This window comes from Amycolatopsis bullii, assembly GCF_014654205.1.
Classification (GTDB): domain Bacteria; phylum Actinomycetota; class Actinomycetes; order Mycobacteriales; family Pseudonocardiaceae; genus Amycolatopsis; species Amycolatopsis plumensis.
The window spans coordinates 17,392-41,036 of record NZ_BNAW01000059.1; the positions used below are offsets into that span (position 1 = coordinate 17,392).

At 74.5% G+C, this 23,645-nt stretch carries 2 protein-coding genes; both read left to right on the forward strand.

The window, feature by feature from the left end; translation table 11 throughout:
• Position 1: 1 nt before the first annotated feature.
• Positions 2–9,916: a type I polyketide synthase gene (locus IE317_RS38735; RefSeq protein WP_191316350.1), complete on the forward strand. Its 9,915-nt coding sequence runs from the start codon at positions 2–4 to the stop codon at positions 9,914–9,916.
• Positions 9,913–23,598 carry a type I polyketide synthase gene (locus tag IE317_RS38740; protein ID WP_373309226.1) on the forward strand — a complete coding sequence of 4,562 codons (13,686 nt, stop codon included), beginning with the start codon at positions 9,913–9,915 and terminating at the stop codon, positions 23,596–23,598. Before IE317_RS38735 ends, IE317_RS38740 begins: the two co-directional genes overlap by 4 nt.
• Positions 23,599–23,645 lie beyond the last annotated feature (47 nt).

Genomic DNA, 23,645 nt, shown 5'->3' on the forward strand with positions numbered 1-23,645 from the left:
AGTGAGCGAGCAGAAGCTTCGTGACTACCTGAAGAAGGTGACCTCGGACCTGGCGCGCACCCGCGCCCGGCTGCGGGAGCACGAGGAGCGTGCGCACGAGCCCATCGCCATCGTGGGGATGAGCTGCCGGTACCCGGGCGGGGTCCGGTCGCCGGAGGACCTGTGGCGGCTGGTCGCCGACGGCGCCGACGCGATCGGCGGCTTCCCCGAAGACCGCGGCTGGGACCTCGGCGCCCTCTTCCACCCCGACCCGGACCACCCCGGCACCTCCTACGCACGCGAGGGCGGCTTCCTCCGCGACGTCGCGGACTTCGACGCCGAGTTCTTCGGGATGAGCCCGCGGGAGGCCCTGGCGACCGACCCGCAGCAGCGGCTGCTGCTGGAGACGGCCTGGGAGGCCGTCGAACGGGCCGGGATCGACCCGCGCTCGCTCGCCGGGAGCCGGACCGGCGTGTTCGCCGGCGTCATGTACCACGACTACGGTGCCCGGCTGCGGACCACGCCGGAGGGGCTCGAGGGCTACCTCGGCAACGGCAGTGCCGCGAGCATCGCGTCGGGCCGGGTGGCCTACACGCTGGGGCTCGAAGGGCCGGCCGTCACGGTCGACACGGCCTGCTCGTCGTCGCTGGTCGCGTTGCACTGGGCCGTTCAGGCACTGCGCAACGGCGAGTGCGAGCTGTCGCTGGTCGGCGGGGTCACGATGATGCCGACGCCGGGCACGTTCATCGAGTTCAGCAGGCAGCGGGGACTGGCCGCCGACGGCCGGTGCAAGTCCTTTTCGGACGACGCGGACGGCACCGGCTGGGGCGAGGGCGTCGGGATGCTGCTGGTGGAGCGCCTTTCGGACGCCCGCGCCCACGGCCACCCGGTGCTGGCCGTCGTGCGCGGCACCGCGCTCAACCAGGACGGCGCGAGCAGCGGCCTCACCGCGCCGAACGGTCCGTCGCAGCAGCGGGTGATCCGGGCGGCGCTGGCCGACGCGGGTGTCGGTCCGTCCGAAGTGGACGTTGTCGAGGCGCACGGCACCGGCACGACCCTGGGTGATCCGATCGAGGCGCAGGCCCTGCTCGCCACCTACGGTCAGGACCGGACCGCGCCGCTGCGGCTCGGCTCGATCAAGTCGAACATCGGCCACACCCAGGCCGCGGCCGGGGTCGCGGGGATCATCAAGATGGTCCAGGCGATGCGGCACGAGGTGCTGCCGCGGACGCTGCACGTGGGCGAGCGCTCGTCGCATGTGGACTGGAGTGCCGGTGCCGTCGAGCTGCTGACCGAGCCGGTTCCGTGGCCGGCGAACGAGCGCCCGCGCCGGGCCGGGGTGTCGTCGTTCGGGGTGAGCGGGACGAACGCGCACGTGATCGTGGAAGAGGCCCCGGCCGGTGCGGAGCCTCCTGCGGGCGCCGTGGACGCGGTGGTGCCGTGGGTGCTGTCGGCGCGGTCGCCGGAGTCGCTGGACGAGCAGGCGGCCCGGCTGGTGTCGCGGGTGTCGGGGTCGCCGGTGCGGCCGGTGGACGTCGGCTACACGCTGGCGAAGGGGCGGTCGATGTTCGAGCACCGGGCGGCGGTGCTCGGTTCGGACCTGGCGGACCTGGCCGCCGGGCTGGGCAACCCCGTGCGCGGGGTGGCCGATGTGGCCGGCCGGACGGTGTTCGTGTTCCCGGGGCAGGGTGCGCAGTGGGCCGGGATGGCCACGGAGTTGCTGGCCGGTTCCGAGGTGTTCGCGGCGCGGATGCGGGAATGTGCCGACGCGCTGGCCGAGTTCGTGGACTGGTCGCTGCTGGACGTGCTGGCCGATGCGGAGATGCTGGACCGCGTCGACGTGGTGCAGCCGGTGTCGTTCGCGGTGAACGTCTCGCTGGCTGCGTTGTGGCGGTCCTACGGGATCGAGCCGGACGCCGTGGTCGGGCATTCGCAGGGTGAGATCGCGGCGGCCTGCGTGTCCGGGGCGCTGTCGCTGTCCGATGCCGCGCGGGTCGTCGCGTTGCGGAGCCGGGCGATCGGCGCGGTGCTGTCGGGTAAGGGCGGCATGGTGTCGATCGCGTTGCCCGAGGCTGTCGTCCGGGAGCGGATCGCCGGCCGGGAGGCGCGGATTTCGGTGGCCGTGGTGAACGGTCCGTCGTCGGTGGTGGTGTCGGGGGAGCCCGGTGCCCTGGACGAGCTGGTGGCTGCGTGCGAGGCCGACGAGGTGCGGGTCAAGCGGATCGCGGTGGACTACGCCTCGCATTCGGCGCAGGTGGAGGAGCTGAAGACCCGGTTGCTGGCCGATCTGGCGCCGATCCGGCCGCAGTCCGGGGGTGTGCCGTTCTTCTCGACGGTGACCGGGGACTGGCTGGACACGGCCGGGCTGGACGCCGGGTACTGGTTCACGAACCTGCGGGAGACGGTCCGGTTCGAACCGGCGGTCCGCGCGCTCGCCGAAGCCGGGTATGCGGCGTTCGTCGAGGTCAGTTCGCACCCGGTGCTGACGATGGCCGTGCAGGAGACCTTGGCGGAAGCCGGTCCGTCGGTGGCGGTGGGGACGTTGCGGCGCGGCGAAGGGGGCCTGGAGCGGTTCCTGACGTCCGTAGCCGAACTGCATGTGCGCGGCATCAGCCCCGACTGGGACGCGGTGTTCGCCGCGCACGACCCGCGGCCGGCCGACCTGCCGACCTACGCCTTCCAGCGCCGCCGCTACTGGCTCGACGCCACCGACGGCGCGGGCGACGTGGCCGGTCTCGGCCTCGCGGCGGGCGGCCACCCGCTGCTCGGCGCGGCGACGACGCTCGCCGACTCCGAAGGCCTGCTGTTCACCGGCCGGCTTTCGCTCCGGTCGCACCGGTGGCTGGCCGACCACGCCGTGCTCGGGACGACCCTGCTGCCGGGCGCGGCCCTGGTCGAGCTGGCCGTCCGCGCGGGCGACGAGGTCGGCTGCGACCGCGTCGCGGAACTGACGCTCACCGCCCCGCTGATCCTGCCGGAGCACGGCGGCGTCCGCCTGCAGGTCATGGTCGGCGCCCCCGAGGAGAACCGGCGCTCGATCGCCATCTACTCCTGTCCGGAAGACGCCGGCGAGTGGCAGCTGCACGCCACCGGAGCCCTGGCCGCCGGTACCGGGACACCGGCGCCGGAGCTCGCCGAATGGCCGCCCGCGGGGGCCGAACCGGTGGCGGTCGACGACTTCTACGACCGGACCGCCCGGTCCGGCTTCGCCTACGGCCCGGCCTTCCAGGGCCTGCGCGCCGCGTGGCGGGCCGGTGCCGACGTCTGCGCCGAGGTCGACCTGCCCGAGGACCTCACCGGCGCGTTCGCCCTCCACCCCGCGTTGTTCGACGCGGCCCTGCACGCCACCGCACTGCTGCGCGAGGAGACGACGGCGGCGCTGCCGTTCACCTGGTCCGACGTCACGATCCACGCCACCGGCGCCGGCCGGTTGCGCGTGCGGCTGACCAGGACCGGTCCCGACACGCTCACGCTGCTCGCCACCGACGAGACCGGGGCGCCGGTGCTCACGGTCGGGACGCTCGTGCTGCGCGAGGTCGCCGAGGAGCAGCTCCGCGACGGGGGAGTGCCGAGGGACGCGCTCTACGGCATCGACTGGCAGCCGGTGACCTCGCCGGCCGACCCGGTCGAGCGCGTCGCGGTGCTCGGCCCCGATGCCGGTGTGTGGCCGTCCGCCGAAACGTACGCGGGCCTGGCGGAGCTGGCGGCGGCGATCGACGCCGGTGCCGCGGTACCGGAGCTGGTGGTGGTTCCCTGCCTGGGCAGCGAATCCGGCGACCTGCCCGAGGCGGCCCACGCGGCCACGCTCGCCGCGCTCGAAGCCGCGCGGGCGTGGCTGGCCGACGACCGGTTCGCCGGCAGCAAGCTCGCCTTCGTGACCAGCCACGCGGCCGGCCCCGGCGCGACCGATCTCGGGCACGCCCCGCTGTGCGGCCTCGTGCGGTCCGCGCAGGAGGAGAACCCCGGCCGGTTCCTGCTGATCGACGTGGACACCCCGGCCGGGCTGGCCGCGGCCGTCCGGTTCGGCGAACCGCAGGTCGTGCTGCGCGGCACGACGGTCACCGTGCCGAGGCTCGGCCGGCGGACCGCGGCGGCGGGCGAGCCCGGCTTCGGTTCCGGCACGGTCCTCGTGACCGGCGGCACCGGCGTGCTCGGCACCGTGTTCGCCCGGCACCTCGTGCGTTCGTGCGGGGTCCGGCACCTGCTGCTCACCAGCCGCCGGGGGCCGGACGCGCCCGGCGCCGCGGACCTGGTGGCCGAGCTGCGCGACCTCGGCGCCACCGTCGATCTCGCCGCGTGCGACCTCACCGACCGCGGCGCGCTCGCGGACCTGCTCGCCGGCGTTCCGGCGGACCGGCCGCTCTCGGCCGTCGTGCACGCCGCGGGCGTGCTCGACGACGCGCTGCTGACCGCGCTGACGCCCGAACAGGTCCACTCGGTGCTGCGTCCCAAGGTCGACGCGGCCTGGCACCTGCACACCCTCACCCGGGAAGCGGAGCTGAGCGCGTTCGTGGTGTTCTCGTCGGCGGCCGGGATCCTCGGCGCGGCGGGGCAGGCCCACTACGCGGCGGCCAACGCCTTCCTCGACGCGCTGGCCGGGCACCGGCGCGCGGCCGGCCTGCCCGGGAAGTCGCTCGCGTGGGGCTTCTGGGACGAAGCGAGCGACATGACCGGCGCGATGACCGAGGCCGACCGGGCCCGGCTGGCGCGGGGCGGCGTGCTGCCGCTCACCGCCGCCGAAGGAACCGCGCTGTTCGACGCCGCGCTCGCCTCGGGCGAACCGGTGCTCGTGCCGGTGAAGCTCGACCTCGCGGCGGTGCGGCGGCTCGACCCGGTGCCCGCCCGGCTGGCCGGGCTCGTCCCGGTCCGACGTCGCCGCGTCGACCCCGCGGCCGCGCGATCCGGTTCGCTCGCCACCCGGATCGCCGCACTGTCCACCCAGGACCGTGTGGCCGTGCTGGCCGACGTCGTGCGGGAGCAGGTCGCCGCCGTGCTCGGCTACGACGGCACTCAGGCGGTGGACCCGGAGAAGGCGTTCAAGGAGCTCGGTTTCGACTCGCTGACCTCGCTGGAGCTGCGCAACCGGCTCGCCGCCGCGACGGGGCTGTCCCTCCCGGCGACCCTGGTCTTCGACTACCCGAACACCGCGGTGCTCGCCGGGTTCCTCACGCGGGAACTCACCGGGGCCGACGCGCAGGCCGCGCCTCGGCAGCGGACAGCCGCCGCCGACGAACCGATCGCGATCGTGGGGATGAGCTGCCGCTTCTCCGGCGGGGTACACACCCCGGAGGACCTGTGGCGGCTCGTCGCCGGCGAGCGTGACGCCGTCGGCGAATTCCCCGCCAACCGCGGGTGGGACGTCGAAACACTGTACGACCCGGACCCGGACTCCTCCGGCAAGACCTACACGCGCACGGGCTGTTTCCTCGACGAGCCGGGCGGGTTCGACCCCGCGTTCTTCGGTGTCTCGCCGCGGGAAGCGACCGCGATGGACCCGCAGCAGCGGCTGCTGCTGGAAACCGCGTGGGAGGCCGTCGAACGGGCCGGGATCGACCCGCGCTCGCTCAAGGGCAGCCGGACCGGCGTGTTCGCCGGGCTCATGTACTACGACTACTTCACCCAGCTCGAATCGATGCCCGAGGGGCTCGACGCCCACCTCGGCATGGGCAACGCGGGCAGCGTCGCCTCGGGCCGGATCGCCTACACGCTCGGGCTCGAAGGACCGGCGATGACCGTCGACACGGCGTGCTCGTCGTCGCTGGTGGCGCTGCACCTCGCGGCACAGGCCCTGCGCCGGGACGAGTGCACCCTCGCCCTCGTCGGCGGCGCGACGATCATGTCGACCCCGTCGCTGTTCGTCGAGTTCAGCAGGCAGCGGGGACTGTCGGCCGACGGCCGCTGCAAGTCCTTCTCGGACGACGCCGACGGCACCGGCTGGGGCGAGGGCGTCGGCGTGCTGCTGGTGGAGCGGCTGTCGGACGCGCGGCGCAACGGGCACCCGGTGCTGGCCGTCGTGCGCGGTTCGGCGGTGAACCAGGACGGCGCGTCGAACGGGTTGACGGCGCCGAACGGCCCGTCGCAGCAGCGGGTGATCCGGGCGGCCTTGGCCGACGCCGGTGTCGAAGCGTCCGATGTGGACGCTGTGGAGGCGCACGGGACCGGGACGACCTTGGGTGATCCGATCGAGGCGCAGGCGCTGCTCGCCACGTACGGGCGGGACCGGGAACAGCCGTTGTGGCTGGGCTCGGTGAAGTCGAACATCGGGCACACCCAGGCCGCGGCCGGGGTGGCCGGGATCATCAAGATGGTGCAGGCGTTGCGGCACGAAGTGCTGCCGCGGACGTTGCACGTGTCGGAGCCGTCGTCGCACGTGGACTGGAGCGCGGGTGCCGTCGAGCTGCTGACGGGTTCGCGGGAGTGGGCACGCGGCGAGCGGGTGCGGCGGGCGGGCGTGTCGTCGTTCGGGGTCAGTGGCACCAACGCGCACGTGATCCTGGAGGAGGCGCCGGACGGCGTCGAGCCGGTGCCGGACCAGGGCCCGGCGGTGGTGGTGCCGTGGGTGCTGTCGGCGCGGTCGCCGGAGTCGCTGGAGGAGCAGGCGGCCCGGCTGGCGTCGTGGGTGGCGGAGTCGCCGGTGCGCCCGGTGGACGTGGGCCACACGCTGGCGACGGGCCGGTCGATGTTCGAGCACCGGGCCGCGGTGGTGGGCTCGGACCCGGCGGATCTGGTCGCGGGCCTGGGTAATCCCGTGCGTGGCGTGGCCGATGTGACCGGCCGGACGGTGTTCGTGTTCCCGGGCCAGGGTGCGCAGTGGACCGGGATGGCGGTGGAGCTGGTGGAGTCTTCGCCGGTGTTCGCGGCACGGATGGCGGAGTGTGCCGACGCGCTGGCCGAGTTCGTGGACTGGTCCCTCCTCGACGTGCTCGCCGACGCGGAAATGCTGGAGCGGGTCGACGTCGTGCAGCCCGTGTCGTTCGCGGTCAACGTCTCGCTGGCTGCGTTGTGGCGGTCCTACGGCATCGAGCCGGACGCCGTGGTCGGGCATTCGCAGGGTGAGATCGCGGCCGCGTGCGTGTCGGGTGCGTTGTCACTGGCGGACGCCGCCCGGGTGGTGGCGTTGCGGAGCCGGGCGATCGGCGAGGTGCTGTCGGGCCAGGGCGGCATGGTGTCCGTTGCGCTGCCCGAGCAGGCGGCGCGGAAGCGGATGGCCCCGTGGGAGCCGCGGATCTCGGTGGCGGCGGTGAACGGCCCGTCGTCGGTGGTGGTGTCGGGCGAGCCCGGCGCGCTGGACGAGCTGATGGCTGCGTGCGAGGCCGACGGCGTCCGGGCCAAGCGGATCGCGGTCGACTACGCGTCGCATTCGGCGCAGGTCGAGGCCGTGGAGCAGCGGCTGGCCACCGACCTCGCCCCGATCCGGCCGCGGTCCGGGACCGTGCCGTTCTTCTCGACGGTGACCGGCGACTGGCTGGACACGGCCGAGCTGGACGCCGGGTACTGGTACACGAACCTGCGGCGGACCGTGCGGTTCGAACCGGCGGTCCGCGCGCTCGGCGAGGCGGGCCACGCGGCGTTCGTCGAGGTGAGCGCCCACCCGGTGCTGACGATGGCGGTGCAGGAGACCTTGGAGGAAGCCGGTCCGTCGGTTGCGGTGGGGACGCTGCGGCGCGGACAGGGCGGCCTGGACCGGCTCCTGATCTCGGTGGCCGAACTGCACGTGCGCGGCATCAGCCCCGACTGGGACGCGGTGTTCGGCCCGCACCAGCCGCGCCGGGTCGACTTGCCGACCTACGCCTTCCACCGCCGCCGCTACTGGCTCGACGTCCCGGACCGGCCCGCGCCGGCCGCGGACCCGGTCGACGCCGAGTTCTGGGCCGCGGTGGAACGCGCCGACCTGCCGTCGCTGGCCGGCGAGCTGGCCGTGCCCGAGGACGAGCTGGGCGCGGTGCTGCCCGCGCTGACGTCGTGGCGGCGACGGCGCCGGGAAAGCGCGACCGTCGATTCGTGGCGGTACGAGATCACCTGGCGGCCGGCGGCCGTCCCGGCGGCGGCCGTCACCGGGCACTGGCTCGTCGTCACCGGCGGCCAGGTGCCCGAACCGATCCTCGCCGGAACGCGGGAAGCCCTGCGCGGCAAGGGCGTCGACGTGACGGTGCTGGCGGTCACCGACGTCGAGCGCGACGCCCTCGCGAAGCTGCTCGGCGACCTGGAGGTGACGCCGGACGGCATCGTCTCGCTGCTCGCGCACGACGAGCGCGCTCACCCGGTGTTCTCGTCGGTGTCGCTCGGGCTGTGCGGCACGGCGGCGCTGATCCAGGCGCTGGGCGACGCGGGCATCGACGCGCCGCTGTGGCTGACGACCTCGGGCGCGGTGACGACCGGCCACGGCGACCCTGTGGGCCACCCGGCGCAGGCCCCGGTGTGGGGGCTGGCGCGGGTCGCGCGGATCGAGCACCCCGAACGCTGGGGCGGCGTCGCCGACCTGCCCGGGGAGTTCGGCGAGCCGGCGCGCGAGGCGTTCGCCGCGGCCCTCGGCGGTCCCGAGCGGGCCGTCGCCGTGCGCACGGCGGGCACCTTCGTCCCGCGGCTGACGCGTGCGGCGAGCAAGACCGCCGGGCCGGACGCCGGCTGGGCGGCCGGGGGCCGGGTGCTGATCACCGGGGGCACCGGCGCCCTCGGGGCGCGGGTCGCCCGCTGGGCCGCCGAGCACGGCGCCGCCCACCTGGTCCTGGTGAGCCGGCGGGGTCCCGACGCTCCGGAGGCCGAGGCCCTGCGGACCGAACTGACCGGCCTCGGCGCCGGCGTCACCATCGCGGCGTGTGACGTGGCCGACCGCGAGCAGCTCGCCGGACTGGTGCGTGACGTCACCGCCGACGGCCCGCTCACCGCGGTCGTGCACACGGCGGGGGTGCTCGACGACGGCGTGCTCGACTCGCTCACCCCGGACCGGTTCGAGCACGTGCTGCGGCCGAAGGTCGCCGCGGCGCGGAACCTGCACGAGCTGACCGCGGACCTCGACCTGTCCGCGTTCGTCCTGTTCTCGTCGGCCGCCGGCACGCTCGGCAACGCCGGGCAGGCGAACTACGCGGCGGCGAACGCCTACCTCGACGCGCTGGCCGCCCACCGCCGCGGCTCGGGGCTGGCGGCCTGTTCCGTCGCGTGGGGGCAGTGGGGTGGCGGCGGTCTCGCGGAGCAGAGCACGCGCCAGGAGTCGTTGCGGCGCGGTGGTTCCTCGCCGATGGATCCGGCGACGGCGCTCGCCGCGATGCACCGGGTGCTGGCCGACGGCGCGGGGTTCGCGCTGATCGCCGACGTCGACTGGGCCCGTGCCGCCGCGGACGCGGGCGACTCGCTGGTCGCCGACCTGCCCGAGGTCCAGCGGGCCCGGCAGGCCGCGCCGCCGGTGGAGCGGGACGAGCCGGGACGGTTCGCCGGCCTGCCGCCCGGACAGCGGGAGCCGGCGCTGCTCGACCTGGTGCGTTCGGCGGCCGCCGCCGTGCTCGGCTACCGCACCGCGGCGGAGGTGCCGGTCGATCGCGCGCTGCGCGACCTCGGCTTCGACTCCGTCACCGCGATGGAGCTGCGCAACCGGCTCGCCGCGGCGACCGGCCTGCGCCTGCCGACCACCCTCGTGTTCGACCACCCGTCCGCCGGAGCGCTCGCCGGGTACCTCGGCGCCGAGCTCTTCGGCGGCCCGGAGACCGCCGAGGACGGCGAGGAGGCGCGGCTGCGCGCCGCGCTCGCGTCCATCCCGCTGGCCCGGCTGCGCTCGGCCGGACTGGCCGACCTGCTGCTCGACCTCGCCGAAGGCGGCGAACCCACCGACCGGAAGAACGAGAACGGCGAAGACGCGGAAGCGGCCGCGCCGGTGGACTCGATCGACGACATGGACGCCGACCGGCTCATCGCGCTGGCCCTGGACGGCGGAACAACCTCGTGAGCCCGACCCCGCGTGCCGATACGGAGAAAGCGATGCCGAACCCCGCTGACAAGATGGTCGAGGCGCTGCGTGCGTCGCTCAAGGAGGTCGAGCGGCTGCGCGAGCAGAACCGGGAGCTGGTCACCGCCTCGAACGCGCCGATCGCGATCGTCGGGATGAGCTGCCGGTTCCCCGGCGGCATCGGCTCGCCCGAAGACCTGTGGGAGGTGCTCGCCGAGGGCCGCGACGTCATCTCCGGCTTCCCCGCCGACCGCGGCTGGGACCTCGGCGCGCTCTCCGGGCCGGGGCACGCCCGCGGCGGCGGGTTCCTCTACGACGCGGCGGACTTCGACGCCGGATTCTTCGGGATCGCGCCGCGGGACGCCCTCGCCATGGACCCGCAGCAGCGGCTGCTGCTCGAAGGCGCGTGGGAAGTGCTCGAGCGGTCCGGGATCGACCCGGCGAGCCTGCGCGGCAGCCGGACCGGCGTGTTCGTCGGGCTGATGACCCAGTACTACGCCTACGTCCGGCGGGACTGGGACGAGGACCTGGCGGGCCGGTTCCTCGCCGGCAACGCCTCGTCGGTCGCCTCGGGCCGGCTCTCCTACACCTTCGGCTTCGAAGGGCCCGCGATCACGGTGGACACCGCGTGCTCGTCGTCGCTGGTGGCGCTGCACCTCGCCGCGCAGGCGCTGCGGCAGGGCGAGTGCTCGCTGGCACTGGCCGGCGGGGTCACGGTGATGGCCACCCCCGGCGCGTTCCAGGAGTTCAGCGAGCAGGGCGGGCTGTCGCCGGACGGCCGCTGCCGGGCGTTCGCGGCCGGGGCGAACGGGACGGGCTGGAGCGAGGGCATCGGGATGCTCGCCCTCGAACGGCTGTCCGACGCCCGGCGCAACGGCCACCAGGTGCTCGCGGTCGTCCGCGGTTCGGCGGTGAACCAGGACGGCGCCTCGAACGGCCTCACCGCTCCCAGCGGCCCTTCGCAGCGCCGGATGATCGCCGCGGCGCTGGACAACGCGGGTCTCAAACCGGCCGACATCGACTTCGTCGAGGCCCACGGCACCGGCACCACGCTCGGCGACCCGATCGAAGCGCACGCGTTGCTGGCCACCTACGGCAAGGACCGGCCGGCCGGGCAGCCCCTGCGGCTCGGCGCGGTCAAGTCGAACCTCGGGCACACCCAGGCCGCCGCCGGGGTCGCCGGCGTGATCAAGACCGTGCTCGCGATGCGGCACCGGCAGCTGCCGAAGACGCTGCACGTGGACGAACCGTCCCCGCAGGTCGACTGGTCGGCGGGGGACGTGCGGCTGCTCACCGAGGCCGAGCCGTGGCCGGAAACGGGGAAGCCGGCCCGGGCCGGCGTGTCGGCGTTCGGCGTCGGCGGCACGAACGCCCACGTCGTGCTGGAGCAGGCGCCGGAGGAGGAAGCGGCGACCGGCGTCACCCCGGTGTCCTCGGTGGTGCCGTGGCTGCTTTCGGCCAAGACCGCGGACGCCCTCCGCGCACAGGCGGGCGCTTTACGATCCATTGTGGACACCGAAGACCCGGCTGCGGCAGGCTTCGCGCTGGCCTCGACGCGCGCGCGGCTGGAGCACCGCGCGGTGGTGCTGGCCGACGACCGGGCCGCGGCGCTGGCCGCGTTCGCTGCCGGTGAGCCGGTTCCCGGCGTGGTGTCCGGTGCGGTGGCGGAGGGAAGCTCGGCGTTCCTCTTTTCGGGCCAGGGTGCGCAGCGGCTGGGCGCGGGCCGGGAGCTGTACGACTCGTTCCCGGTGTTCGCCGAGGTCGTGGACATCGTGTGTGCGCACGTGGACGGCTTGCGTGCGGTGATGTTCGGCGAGGATGCCGAACTGTTGAACCAGACGAAGTACACGCAGGCGGCGTTGTTCGCCGTCGAGGTGGCGTTGTTCCGGCTGGTCGAATCCTGGGGTGTCCGGCCGGACTTCCTGGTCGGGCATTCGATCGGGGAGCTGGCGGCGGCGCATGTCGCGGGTGTTTTCTCGTTGGAGGACGCGTGTGCGCTGGTGGCCGCGCGTGGCCGGTTGATGCAGGCCCTGCCCGCGGGTGGGGTGATGGTGGCCGTGCAGGCGACCGAGGCCGAAGTCGAACCGCTGCTGGCCGAGGGTGTTTCGATCGCGGCGGTGAACGGCCCCTCGTCGGTGGTGCTCTCCGGTGACGAGGGTGCGGTCGAGTCGGTCGTCAAGCAATTTGAGGGCCGCAAGACTCGTCGGTTGCCGGTGAGCCACGCGTTCCATTCGGCTCGCATGGAGCCGATGCTCGAAGAATTCCGCCGCGTCGCGGAAACTCTTACCTACCACGCTCCCACCATTCCGGTCGTGTCGAATGTGACCGGCACCCTTGCCGAAGACCTGACCTCACCGGAGTATTGGGTCCGGCACGTGCGGGGAACCGTCCGCTTCCACGACGGCGTGACCTATCTGGCCGAGCAGGGCGTGACCCGGTTCCTGGAGCTGGGCCCGGATGGTGTGCTGACCGCGATGGCGGCGGAGTCCGTTGAAGGCACGTTGGTGTCGGCGCTGCGGAAAGACCGGGCCGAGGAAGAGAGCCTGCTGACGGCGGTGGCGTCGCTGTACGTCACCGGCCAGGACGTCGACTGGACGGCGCTGTTCACCGGTGCCGGGCGGGTCGACCTGCCCACCTACGCCTTCCAGCACCAGCGCTACTGGCCGGACGCCGACGACACCGCCGCGCCGGTCGACTTCGCGCCGGGCACCGTCGTCGACGACGCGTTCTGGAGTGCCGTCGACCGCGCCGACCTCGACGCGCTCGCCGAGACCCTGGAACTGTCCTCGCCCGAGCAGCGCTCGTCGCTCGCCGCGATGGCCCCCGCGCTCGCCTCGTGGCGCCGGCGCACCCAAACGGCGTCCACAGTGGAATCCTGGAGCTACCGGGTCCGGTGGAAGCCGGTGCACCAGGCCCGCGCCGACACGGTCGAGCTGCCGGGCCGCTGGCTGCTCGTCGTGCCGCCCGCCGAGGCCGCCGCGAGCCTCGTCGCCGACGTCGAGGAAGCGCTGCGCGAGCACGGCGCCGAAGTCGTGCGCGTTCCCGGCGATCCGGACCGCCTGCGCGAGGTGGCCGCCGGTGCGGCCGGTGTCCTCTCCCTGCTCGCGCTGGACGAAACCCCCACCGGGGACGCCGGGGTTTCCCGCGGCCTCGCGGGCACCCTCACCCTGATCCAGGCCCTCGGCGACGCCGGGGTCACGGCGCCGCTGTGGTGCGCCACCAGCGGCGCGGTCTCCGTCGGCCGGTCGGACCCGCTGCCCCACCCCGGACAGGCCGCGACCTGGGGGCTCGGCCGCAGCGCGGCGCTGGAGCACCCGGACCGCTGGGGCGGGCTGATCGACCTGCCCGCGACCCTCGGCCGCCGGGACCGCGCCCGGCTCGCGGCCGCCCTGCGCGGCCTCGACGGCGAGGACCAGCTCGCCGTCCGGCCCTCGGGCACGATGGTCCGCCGGCTCGTCCCGGCGGCGGACGCGGGCGCGGAACCGGCCGTCGGCTGGCAGCCGGCGGGGACCACGCTGATCACCGGCGGCACCGGCGGTCTCGGTGCGCTCCTCGCCCGGTCGCTCGCCGAACGCGGCGCCGAACACCTCGTGCTGGCCGGCCGCCGCGGTCGCGACGCGGCAGGCGCGGCCGAGCTCGAAGCCGACCTGGTCGCGCTCGGCAGCGACGTCACGATCGTCGCCTGCGACGTCGCGGACCGGGACGCGGTCGCCGCGCTGCTGGCCCGCATCGACACCGCGGACCGGCCGCTGCGCTCGGTGGTGCACGCCGCGGGCGCCACCCGGTTCACCCCGCTCGCCCAGACGACCGTGTCCGAGCTGTCCGATCTGCTGGCGGGCAAGGCCGACGGCGCACGGCACCTCGACGAGCTCCTCGCCGACCGGCAGCTGGACTCGTTCGTCCTCTTCTCCTCGATCGCCGGCGTCTGGGGCAGCGGCAACCAGGGCGCCTACGCGGCGGCGAACGCGGTCCTCGACGCGCTGGCCACCCACCGCCGCGGCCGCGGCCTCGCCGCGACGTCGATCGCCTGGGGACCGTGGTCGAGCGCCGGCATGGCCGCCGACGACGCGACCGAGGCCGAACTGCGGCGGCGCGGGCTCGGCGCGATGCCGCCGTCACTCGCCCTCACCGCGCTCCTGACCGCCACCGGCCGCACCGAGCCGGCGCCGGTCGTCGCCGACGTCGACTGGCCCGCGTTCGTCACCGGGTTCACCTCGGCCCGGCCGAGTCCGCTGCTCGCGGACCTGCCGGCGGCCCGGGAACCGGCGGCCGGCGGCACGCCGGGACAGCCGTCCTCGTGGCGTGACGAACTGGCGGCCCTCCCGGCGCCGGAGCGGGAACGGCGCCTGCTCGACCTCGTGTGCGCCGAAGCGGCCACCGCCCTCGGGCACGCCTCGGCGGACGCGGTCGATCCCGCACGCGCGTTCCGCGACCTCGGTTTCGACTCGCTCTCCGCGGTCGAGCTGCGCAACCGGCTCGCCGCGGCCACCGGGCTCGAACTCGGCGTCGGCCTCGTCTTCGACCACCCGACCCCCGCCGAGCTGGCCCGGCACCTGCGGGCCGAGCTGGAGGGGGCGATCGAGCCACCGCCCGCCGCGGCACCCGTGACGCGGGCCGGCGCGGACGACGAGATCGCCATCGTGTCGATGGCCTGCCGCTTCCCCGGCGGGGTGGGCTCGCCCGAAGAGCTCTGGCAGCTGGTCGCCGACGGCACCGACGCGGTGGCGGGCTTCCCGGTCGACCGGGGCTGGGACCTCGCGGCGCTGTACGACCCCGAGTCGACGCGGCCGGGCACCTCGTACGCGAACACCGGCGGCTTCCTGTACGACGCCGGCGAGTTCGACCCGCTGTTCTTCGGCATCTCGCCGCGCGAGGCACTGGCGATGGACCCGCAGCAGCGGCTGCTGCTCGAAGTGTGCTGGGAGGCGGCCGAGCGGGCCGGCATCCCGCCGGCCACCCTGCGCGGCGGCACCGGCGGGGTGTTCATCGGGGCGTCGTCGTCCGGGTACGCGGCGGGCGCGTGGGACCCCGCCGACGAAGCGACGGCGCACCTGCTCACCGGCACGTCGTCCGCGGCGCTGTCCGGCCGGATCGCCTACACCTTCGGCATGGAGGGCCCGGCCGTCACGGTGGACACCGCGTGCTCCTCCTCGCTGGTGGCGCTGCACCTCGCGGCGCAGGCGCTGCGGCAGGGCGAGTGCTCGCTGGCCGTGGTCGGCGGCGTGACCGTGATGGCCGGGCCGGGCGGGTTCATCGAGTTCAGCCGGCAGGGCGGGCTGGCCAGGGACGGCCGTTGCAAGCCGTTCTCGGCCGCCGCCGACGGCACCGGCTGGGGCGAGGGCGTCGGCGTCCTGCTCGTCGAACGGCTTTCGGACGCGCGGCGCAACGGGCACCCGGTGCTCGCCGTCGTCAAGGGTTCGGCGGTGAACCAGGATGGCGCCTCCAACGGCATGACGGCGCCCAACGGGCCGTCGCAGCAGCGGGTGATCCGGCAGGCGCTGGCGAACGCCGGTCTCGAGCCGTCCGATGTGGACGCCGTCGAGGCGCACGGGACGGGCACCACGCTCGGCGACCCGATCGAGGCGGAGGCACTCCTGGCCACCTACGGCCGCGATCGGGACGCGCCGCAGTGGGTCGGCTCGGTCAAGTCGAACCTCGGGCACACCCAGTCCGCGGCCGGCGTCGCCGGGATCATCAAGATGGTGCTCGCGATGCGGCACGGCGTCCTGCCGAAGACGTTGCACGCCGAGACGGCGACCCCGCACGTCGACTGGTCGGCAGGCAACGTGCGGCTGCTGACCGAGGCACGGGACTGGCCCGAGACCGGCCGCCCGCGCCGGGCCGCCGTGTCGTCCTTCGGGCTCAGCGGCACGAACGGCCACGTCATCCTCGAACAGGCCCCCGAGGAGCAGGCGCGGCCCGAGGTCGCGCCCGTGGGTTCGCTCGTTCCCCTGGTCGTGTCGGGGCGTGGTGGCTCGGCTCTGCGGGCCCAAGCCGCCCGGTTGCTGTCGTTCGTGGACGGTCGCCCGGACCTGGGTGTGGCGGAGCTGGGTGCGGCGCTGGTGTCGTCCCGGGCGGTGTTCGAGGACCGTGCGGTGCTGCTGGCCTCCGGCCGGTCGGAGGCGTTGGCGGGGCTGGCTGCGCTGGCCGCGGGCGAGTCGGCGGTCGGCACGGTCTCGAGCGGTCGTTCGGCGTTCCTCTTCTCCGGTCAGGGGGCGCAGCGGTTGGGTGCCGGTCGTGAGTTGTATGACTCCTTACCGGTGTTCGCCGACGCGGTGGATGCGGTGTGTGCGCATGTGGACGGTGCGCTGGATCGTCCTCTGCGTGAGGTGATGTTCGGTGACGACGCCGAGCTGTTGAACCAGACCGTGTACACGCAGGCGGCGTTGTTCGCCATCGAGGTGGGTCTGTTCCGGCTGGTCGAGTCGTGGGGCGTGACCCCGGATTTCCTGGTGGGGCATTCGATTGGTGAGCTGGCGGCGGCGCATGTCGCGGGTGTGTTCTCGCTGGAGGACGCGTGTGCGCTGGTGGCGGCGCGTGGCCGGTTGATGCAGGCCCTGCCGAGTGGTGGGGTGATGGTGGCGGTGCAGGCCACCGAGGCCGAGGTGGTGCCGCTGCTGGTCGACGGGGTGTCGATCGCGGCGGTGAACGGTCCGTCCTCGGTGGTGCTCTCCGGCGATGAGGATGCGGTCGCGTCGGTCGTGGAGCAGTTCGAGGGCCGTAAGACTCGTCGGCTGTCGGTGAGCCATGCGTTCCACTCGTCGCGGATGGAACCGATGCTGGCGGAGTTCCGCCGGATCGCCGAAGGGCTGACGTTCCACGCTCCTTCGATTCCGGTCGTGTCCAATGTGACTGGAACCCTGGCCGAAGAGCTGACCTCACCGGAATACTGGGTCCGGCACGTGCGCGGAACGGTCCGCTTCCACGACGGCGTCGGCTATCTGGCCGAGCGAGGGGTGACCCGGTTCCTGGAACTGGGGCCGGACGCTGTACTGACCGCGATGGCCGCGGAGTCCGCCGAGGGCACGGTGGTGTCCGCGCTGCGCAAGGGCCGGGCCGAGGAAGAGAACCTGCTGGCCGCGCTGGCGTCGCTGTACGTCGTTGGGCAGGACGTCGACTGGACGGTGTTCTTCACCGGCACCGCCCGGGTCGACCTGCCCACCTACGCCTTCCAGCACCAGCGTTACTGGATCGACGCGGTGCCCGCCGGCCGGGCCGCGGCCACCGCGGAATCCGCTTACTACGAAGAGCGGTGGCAGCCCCTGGCCGCCCGCACCGCTGAACCCGGGCTGCCGTGGCTGGTCACCGTCCCCGAGGACGAGGCCGCCCTGCGGATCGCGGAACTCCTGAACCGGCAGGGACTCGAGGCCCGGGCCCTGCCGGTGGGGCCGGGCGACGCGCCGGCCGCCGTCGCCGAGCGGCTGCGGGACGCCGCCGCCGGGGAACCGGTCGCCGGGATCCTGTCGCTCGTCGCGTTCGACCCCGCCGCGGGGCTCGCGGCCACCACGGTGCTGCTCCGCGCGCTCGACGACGCCGGGCTCGACGGTCCACTGTGGTGTGCCACCACCGGCGCCGTCTCGGTCGGGGACACCGACGACGTCCGCAACCCCGCGCAGAACGGGATCTGGGGCCTCGGCCGGGTCGCCGCGATGGAGCGGCCGGACCAGTGGGGCGGGCTCGTCGACCTCCCGGCCCGGATCGACGACGGCGCGGTCGCCGCGCTGGCCGCCGTCCTGACCGTCCCCGGCGGCGAGGACCAGCTCGCCATCCGCGACGCGGGGTTGTTCGCGCGCCGGCTCGCTCACGCCGAGCTCGCCGACGCGCCGGACGCCGAGCTGTGGCGGCCGAGCGGGACGGTCCTCGTCGTCGGCGGCACCGGTGCCCTGGGCGCGCAGACCGCGAAATGGGCCGCCCGCACGGGTGCCGCCCACCTCGTGCTCACCAGCAGGCGCGGGCCCGCCGCCCCCGGCGTGCCCGAGCTGACGGCGGAGCTCGAAGAGCTCGGGGCCGAGGTCACCGTCGTCGCTTGCGACGCGGCCGACCGGACCGCGCTCGCCGAGGTCCTGGCCGCCGTCCCCGCGCAGCACCCGCTGACCGCGGTCGTCCACGCGGCCGGTGTCGTCGACGACGGCGTGCTCGCGTCGCTGACGCCCGAGCGGCTCGCCGGTGTCCTCGGCCCGAAGGTCGACGCCGCCCGCCACCTCGACGAGCTGACCGACGCGCTCGACCTCGACGCCTTCGTGCTGTTCTCGTCGTTCGCGGGCACGTTCGGCGGGCCGGGACAGGGCGCCTACGCCGCCGCGAACGCCACCCTCGACGGGATCGCGCAGGCCCGCCGCGCCCGCGGACGGCGCGCGACCTCGATCGCCTGGGGGCCGTGGGCCGGCGGCGGGATGGCCGCCGAGCAGTCGGCCGCCGAACGGCGGCACCGCACCGGCATGACCCCGCTGACGCCGGAAAAGGCGTTCACCGCGCTGCGGCGCGCGGTGACCGACGGCAGGCCGCTGCTCGCCGTCGTCGACGTCGACTGGTCGCGGATCCCGCCGATCCCGCTCGTCGCCGACCTGCCCGAGGTCGCGGCGGCGGCCGAGCGGGCGAAGTCCGCGGCCGCCGAGCCCGCGCTGCGCCGCGAACTGGCGGGTCTGCCGGCGGCCGAGCGGACCCGCCGGGTCCGCGAGCTGGTCGCCGCGCAGGTCGCGCGGGTGCTCGGCTTCGCCTCCGGGGACGACATCGGCGTGTCGAAGCCGTTCTCGGACCTCGGCTTCGACTCGCTGACCGCGATCGAGCTGCGCAACGCGCTCGGCGCCGCGGCCGGGCTGAACCTGCCCGCGACGCTGATCTACGACTACCCGACCACCGCGGCCCTCGCCGACCACCTGCGCGACGAGCTCACCGGCGCCGCCGCCGAGGAGGTCCCGGTCGCCGCGGCCGCGGCCGACGAGCCGATCGCCATCGTCGGGATGAGCTGCCGGTTCCCCGGCGGCGTCGACTCGCCCGAGTCGCTGTGGCGGCTGCTGGCCGAGGGCGGCGACGCGATCGCGCCGTTCCCCGCGGAACGCGGCTGGGACCTCGAATCGCTCTACGACCCGGACCCGGACCACGCCGGCACCTCGTACGTGCGGGAAGGCGGTTTCCTCAGCGGAGTCGCGGACTTCGACCCGGCGTTCTTCGAGATCTCGCCGCGCGAGGCGCTGGCGATGGACCCGCAGCAGCGGCTGCTGCTGGAGACCGCGTGGGAGACGATCGAGCGGGCCGGGATCGACCCGCGGTCGCTCAAGGGCAGCCGCACCGGCGTCTTCGCGGGCACCAACGGGCAGGACTATGGTTCGCTGCTGCACCATTCGGAAGACCGGGTCGACGGCTACCTGGCCACCGGCAGCTCGGCCAGCGTCGTCTCGGGTCGGCTCTCCTACACCCTCGGTCTCGAAGGACCGGCGGTGACGGTCGACACGGCGTGCTCGTCTTCGCTGGTGGCACTCCACCTCGCCGCGCAGGCGCTGCGGGGCGGCGAGTGCGACCTGGCCCTCGCCGGCGGCGCGACCGTCATGTCGACCCCTTCGGTGTTCATGGAGTTCAGCCGGCAGCGCGGGCTCTCGACGGACGGCCGCTGCAAGCCGTTCTCGGACGACGCCGACGGCACCGCGTGGGGTGAAGGCGTCGGGGTGCTGCTGGTCGAGCGGCTGTCGGACGCCCACCGCAACGGGCACCCGGTGCTGGCCGTCGTCCGCGGTTCGGCGGTGAACCAGGACGGCGCGTCGAACGGCCTGACCGCGCCGAACGGCCCGTCGCAGCGGCGGGTCATCCGCCAGGCACTGGCGAACGCCGGTCTCGAACCGTCCGATGTGGACGTCGTCGAGGCGCACGGCACCGGCACCACCCTGGGTGACCCGATCGAGGCGCAGGCCCTGCTCGCCACCTACGGTCAGGACCGGACCGCGCCGCTGTGGCTCGGCTCGATCAAGTCGAACATCGGCCACACCCAGGCCGCCGCCGGCGTGGCGGGCGTGATGAAGATGGTGCTCGCCCTGCAGCACGGGTCGGTGCCGCGGACGTTGCACGTCACCGAGCCGTCGTCGCACGTGGACTGGTCGGCGGGGGCGGTCGAGCTGCTGACCGGGGCGCGGGAGTGGGTGCCGGGCGAGCGGGTCCGGCGGGCCGGGATCTCCTCGTTCGGCGTGAGCGGCACGAACGCGCACGTGATCGTGGAAGAACCGCCGCCGGCCGGGGAACCCGAGAGCGACGGCGACACCTTCCCGGTGGTGGCCTGGCCGCTGTCGGCCCGCTCCCGCGAGGCGCTGCGTGCGCAGGCCGGATCGCTGGCGGCCCGGCTCGCCGTCCGGGCGGACCGCCCGGTGGACGTGGGTCACTCGCTGGCGACAGCACGGTCCTCCTTCGAGCACCGTGCGGTCGTCGTGGGCGCCGACCCGGCCGGGTTGCTGACCGGCGTGACGGCGCTCGCCGACGGCAGGGCGGGCGCGGTGGAGGGCATCGCGGACGTCGACGGCCGGACGGTGTTCGTGTTCCCGGGTCAGGGTGCGCAGTGGGCCGGAATGGCCGTGGAACTGCTGGAGTCTTCGCCGGTGTTCGCGGCGCGGATGGCGAAGTGTGCGGACGCGCTCGCCGAGTTCGTCGACTGGTCGCTCGTGGACGTGCTGGCCGACGAGGAGATGCTGGCGCGGGTCGAGGTCGTGCAGCCGGTGTCGTTCGCGGTCATGGTGTCGCTGGCCGCGCTCTGGCGGTCCTACGGCATCGAGCCGGACGCGGTCGTGGGGCATTCGCAGGGCGAGATCGCCGCCGCGTGCGTGTCGGGTGCGTTGTCACTGGCGGACGCCGCCCGGGTGGTGGCGTTGCGGAGCCGGGCGATCGAGGAGTCGTTGTCCGGCAAGGGCGGCATGGTTTCGGTCGCGCTGCCGGAAGCCGCCGTCCGCGACCGCATCGCCCGGTGGGAGCCGCGGATTTCGGTTGCCGTGGTGAACGGCCCGTCGGCGGTCGTGGTGTCCGGCGAGCCCGGGGCGCTCGAGGAACTGATGGTCTCGTGCGAGGCCGACGGCGTGCGCGTGAAGCGGGTGCCGGTGGACTACGCGTCGCATTCGGCGCAGGTGGAGGAGCTGAAGGGCCGGTTGCTGGCCGATCTGGCGCCGATCCGGCCGCGGTCCGGGGGTGTGCCGTTCTTCTCCACGGTGACCGGGGACTGGCTGGACACGACCGAGCTGGACGCCGGGTACTGGTTTACCAATCTGCGGGACACGGTGGTGTTCGCGTCGGCGGTCCGTGCGTTGTCCGGTGCGGGATATGCGGCGTTCGTCGAGGTGAGTTCGCACCCGGTGCTGACGATGGCCGTGCAGGAGACGTTGGAGGAAGCCGGTCCGTCGGTGGCGGTGGGGACGTTGCGGCGCGGCGAAGGGGGCCTGGAGCGGTTCCTGACGTCGGTGGCCGAGCTGCACGTGCGGGGGGTGAGTCCCGAGTGGGACGCGGTGTTCGCCGCGCACCACCCGCGGCGGGTCGACCTGCCGACGTATCCCTTCCAGCGGCAGCGGTACTGGCCGACCCTCGCCGTCGGCGCGTCGGCGGCGAAGGCCGGGGATCCCGTCGACGCGGAGTTCTGGGCCGCCGTCGAACGCGGCGATCTCGCCTCGCTGGCCGACGAACTGGCCGTCGAAGAGGGCGAGCTCGGCGTGGTGCTGCCCGCGCTGTCGACCTGGCGGCGCAAGCAGCGGGAGACCACCACCATCGACTCCTGGCGCTACCGCATCGCCTGGAAGGCGAAGCCGGAAGCCCCCGCCCCGGCGCTCGGCTCGCGGGCGTTCCTGGTCGTGGTCCCCGCGACGCTGCGCGAGCACGACTTGGTGCAAGGCTGCGTGGACGCGCTCACCGCGGCGGGCGGCGAGGTGACCACGGTGGCCGTCACCGGCAGCGACGCCCCCGCTCTGGCCGGGCGAACCCCGGACGCCGTGCTGTCCCTGCTGGGCCTCGACGAAGAGCCGGACCCGGTGGAACCGGAGCTGTCCCGCGGCCTCGCCGCGACCCTGCGCCTGATGCAGGCGCTCGGTGAGGCCGGTGTCACGGCGCCGCTGTGGCTCGCGTCCCGGGGCGCGGTGGCCACGCACCGCGCCGATCGCCTCGTCTCGCCGGGCCAGGCGCAGCTCTGGGGGCTCGGCCGGGTGTTCGGCCTCGAGCACCCCGACCGCTGGGGCGGGCTCGTCGACCTGCCCGAGACGTGGGACGAGACCGCGCACCGGCGGTTCGCGGCCGTCCTGTCCGGTGTGGACGGCGAGGACCAGGTCGCCGTGCGCGACTCCGGGGTGTTCCTGCGCCGGCTCGTGCACGACCCGCTCGGCGACCGGGTCCCCGGGCGCTCCTGGCAGCCCACGGGCACGGCACTGGTCACCGGCGGCACGGGCGCCATCGGCGGCCACCTCGCGCGGTGGCTCGCCGAGGCCGGAGCCGAGCACCTGGTGCTGACCTCCCGGGCCGGCTCGGCCGCGCCGGGTGCGACCGAGCTCGCGGCGGAACTGGCCGCCCTCGGCGCCCGGGTGACGATCGCGGCCTGCGACGTCGCCGACCGCGACGCGCTGGCGAGCCTGCTGGGCCGGCTCGAGGCCGACGGCGAGCGGGTCCGCACGGTGATCCACGCCGCCGGTGTCTCGACCCCGGCCGTGCTCGCGTCGACCACCCCGGCCGAGGTCGCGGCCACCATGGCGGCGAAGGTCGCCGGTGCGCGCAACCTCGACGAGCTGCTGGACGGCGAGCACCTCGAGACCCTGGTGTTCCTGTCGTCGAACGCGGGGGTCTGGGGCAGCGGCAGCCAGGGCGCGTACGGGGCGGCCAACGCCTACCTCGACGCGCTCGCCGAGCACCGGCGCGCGCGGGGCGTACCGGCGACCTCGGTCGCCTGGGGCGCCTGGGCCGGCGGGGGGATGGTCTCCGACCAGGCGGACGAGGAGCAGCTGAGCCGGCGCGGTGTCCACGCGATGCCGACCGGGCTGGCGCTGGCCGCGCTGCGGCAGGTGCTCGACCACGACGAAACCTTCGTCGCGGTCGCCGACGTCGACTGGGCCCTGTTCGCACCCGGCTTCACGATGGCGCGGCCGCGGCCGTTGCTGGACGAGCTGCCGGAGGTCCGTGCGGCGCTCGCGGAGGCGGAGCCCGCCGCGGCGCCGGACCGGGGCGCGGCGCTCACCGCCGAGCTCGCCGGGCTCCCGCCCGCCCAGCGGCGCGGGGTCCTGCTCGACCTCGTGCGCGACCACGTCGCCGCGGTGCTCGGCCACTCCGCCGGCAGTGTGCTCGACCCGGAACGGCCGTTCAAGGAGCTCGGGTTCGACTCGCTCACCGCGGTCGAGCTGCGCAACCGGCTGACCGGGGCCACCGGGCTGAAACTGCCCGCGTCGCTCGTGTTCGACCGGCCGACGCCGAGCGCGCTGGCCGAGTTCGTCGACGGCGAGCTGGGCGGCGGCGGTGAGCTGTCGGTGCTCGCCGAGCTGGACCGGATCGAGGCCCTGATTTCAAGAATTTCCCCAGATGATGGTGCGCATCCTCTGGTCGTCTCCCACCTTCGGACCATGCTGTCGGTGTTGGGAGAAGGTCAGGACAGGACGGATGGCGCCACCGTTGCGGAAAAGCTCGACTCAGCCACCGATGACGAGATTTTCGAGTTCATCAACAAGGAACTCGGCAGGTCTTGACTGCTCTTTTTCGGGGGGTCCGGGTGGCGGAGCCCCCGGCCCGGGGC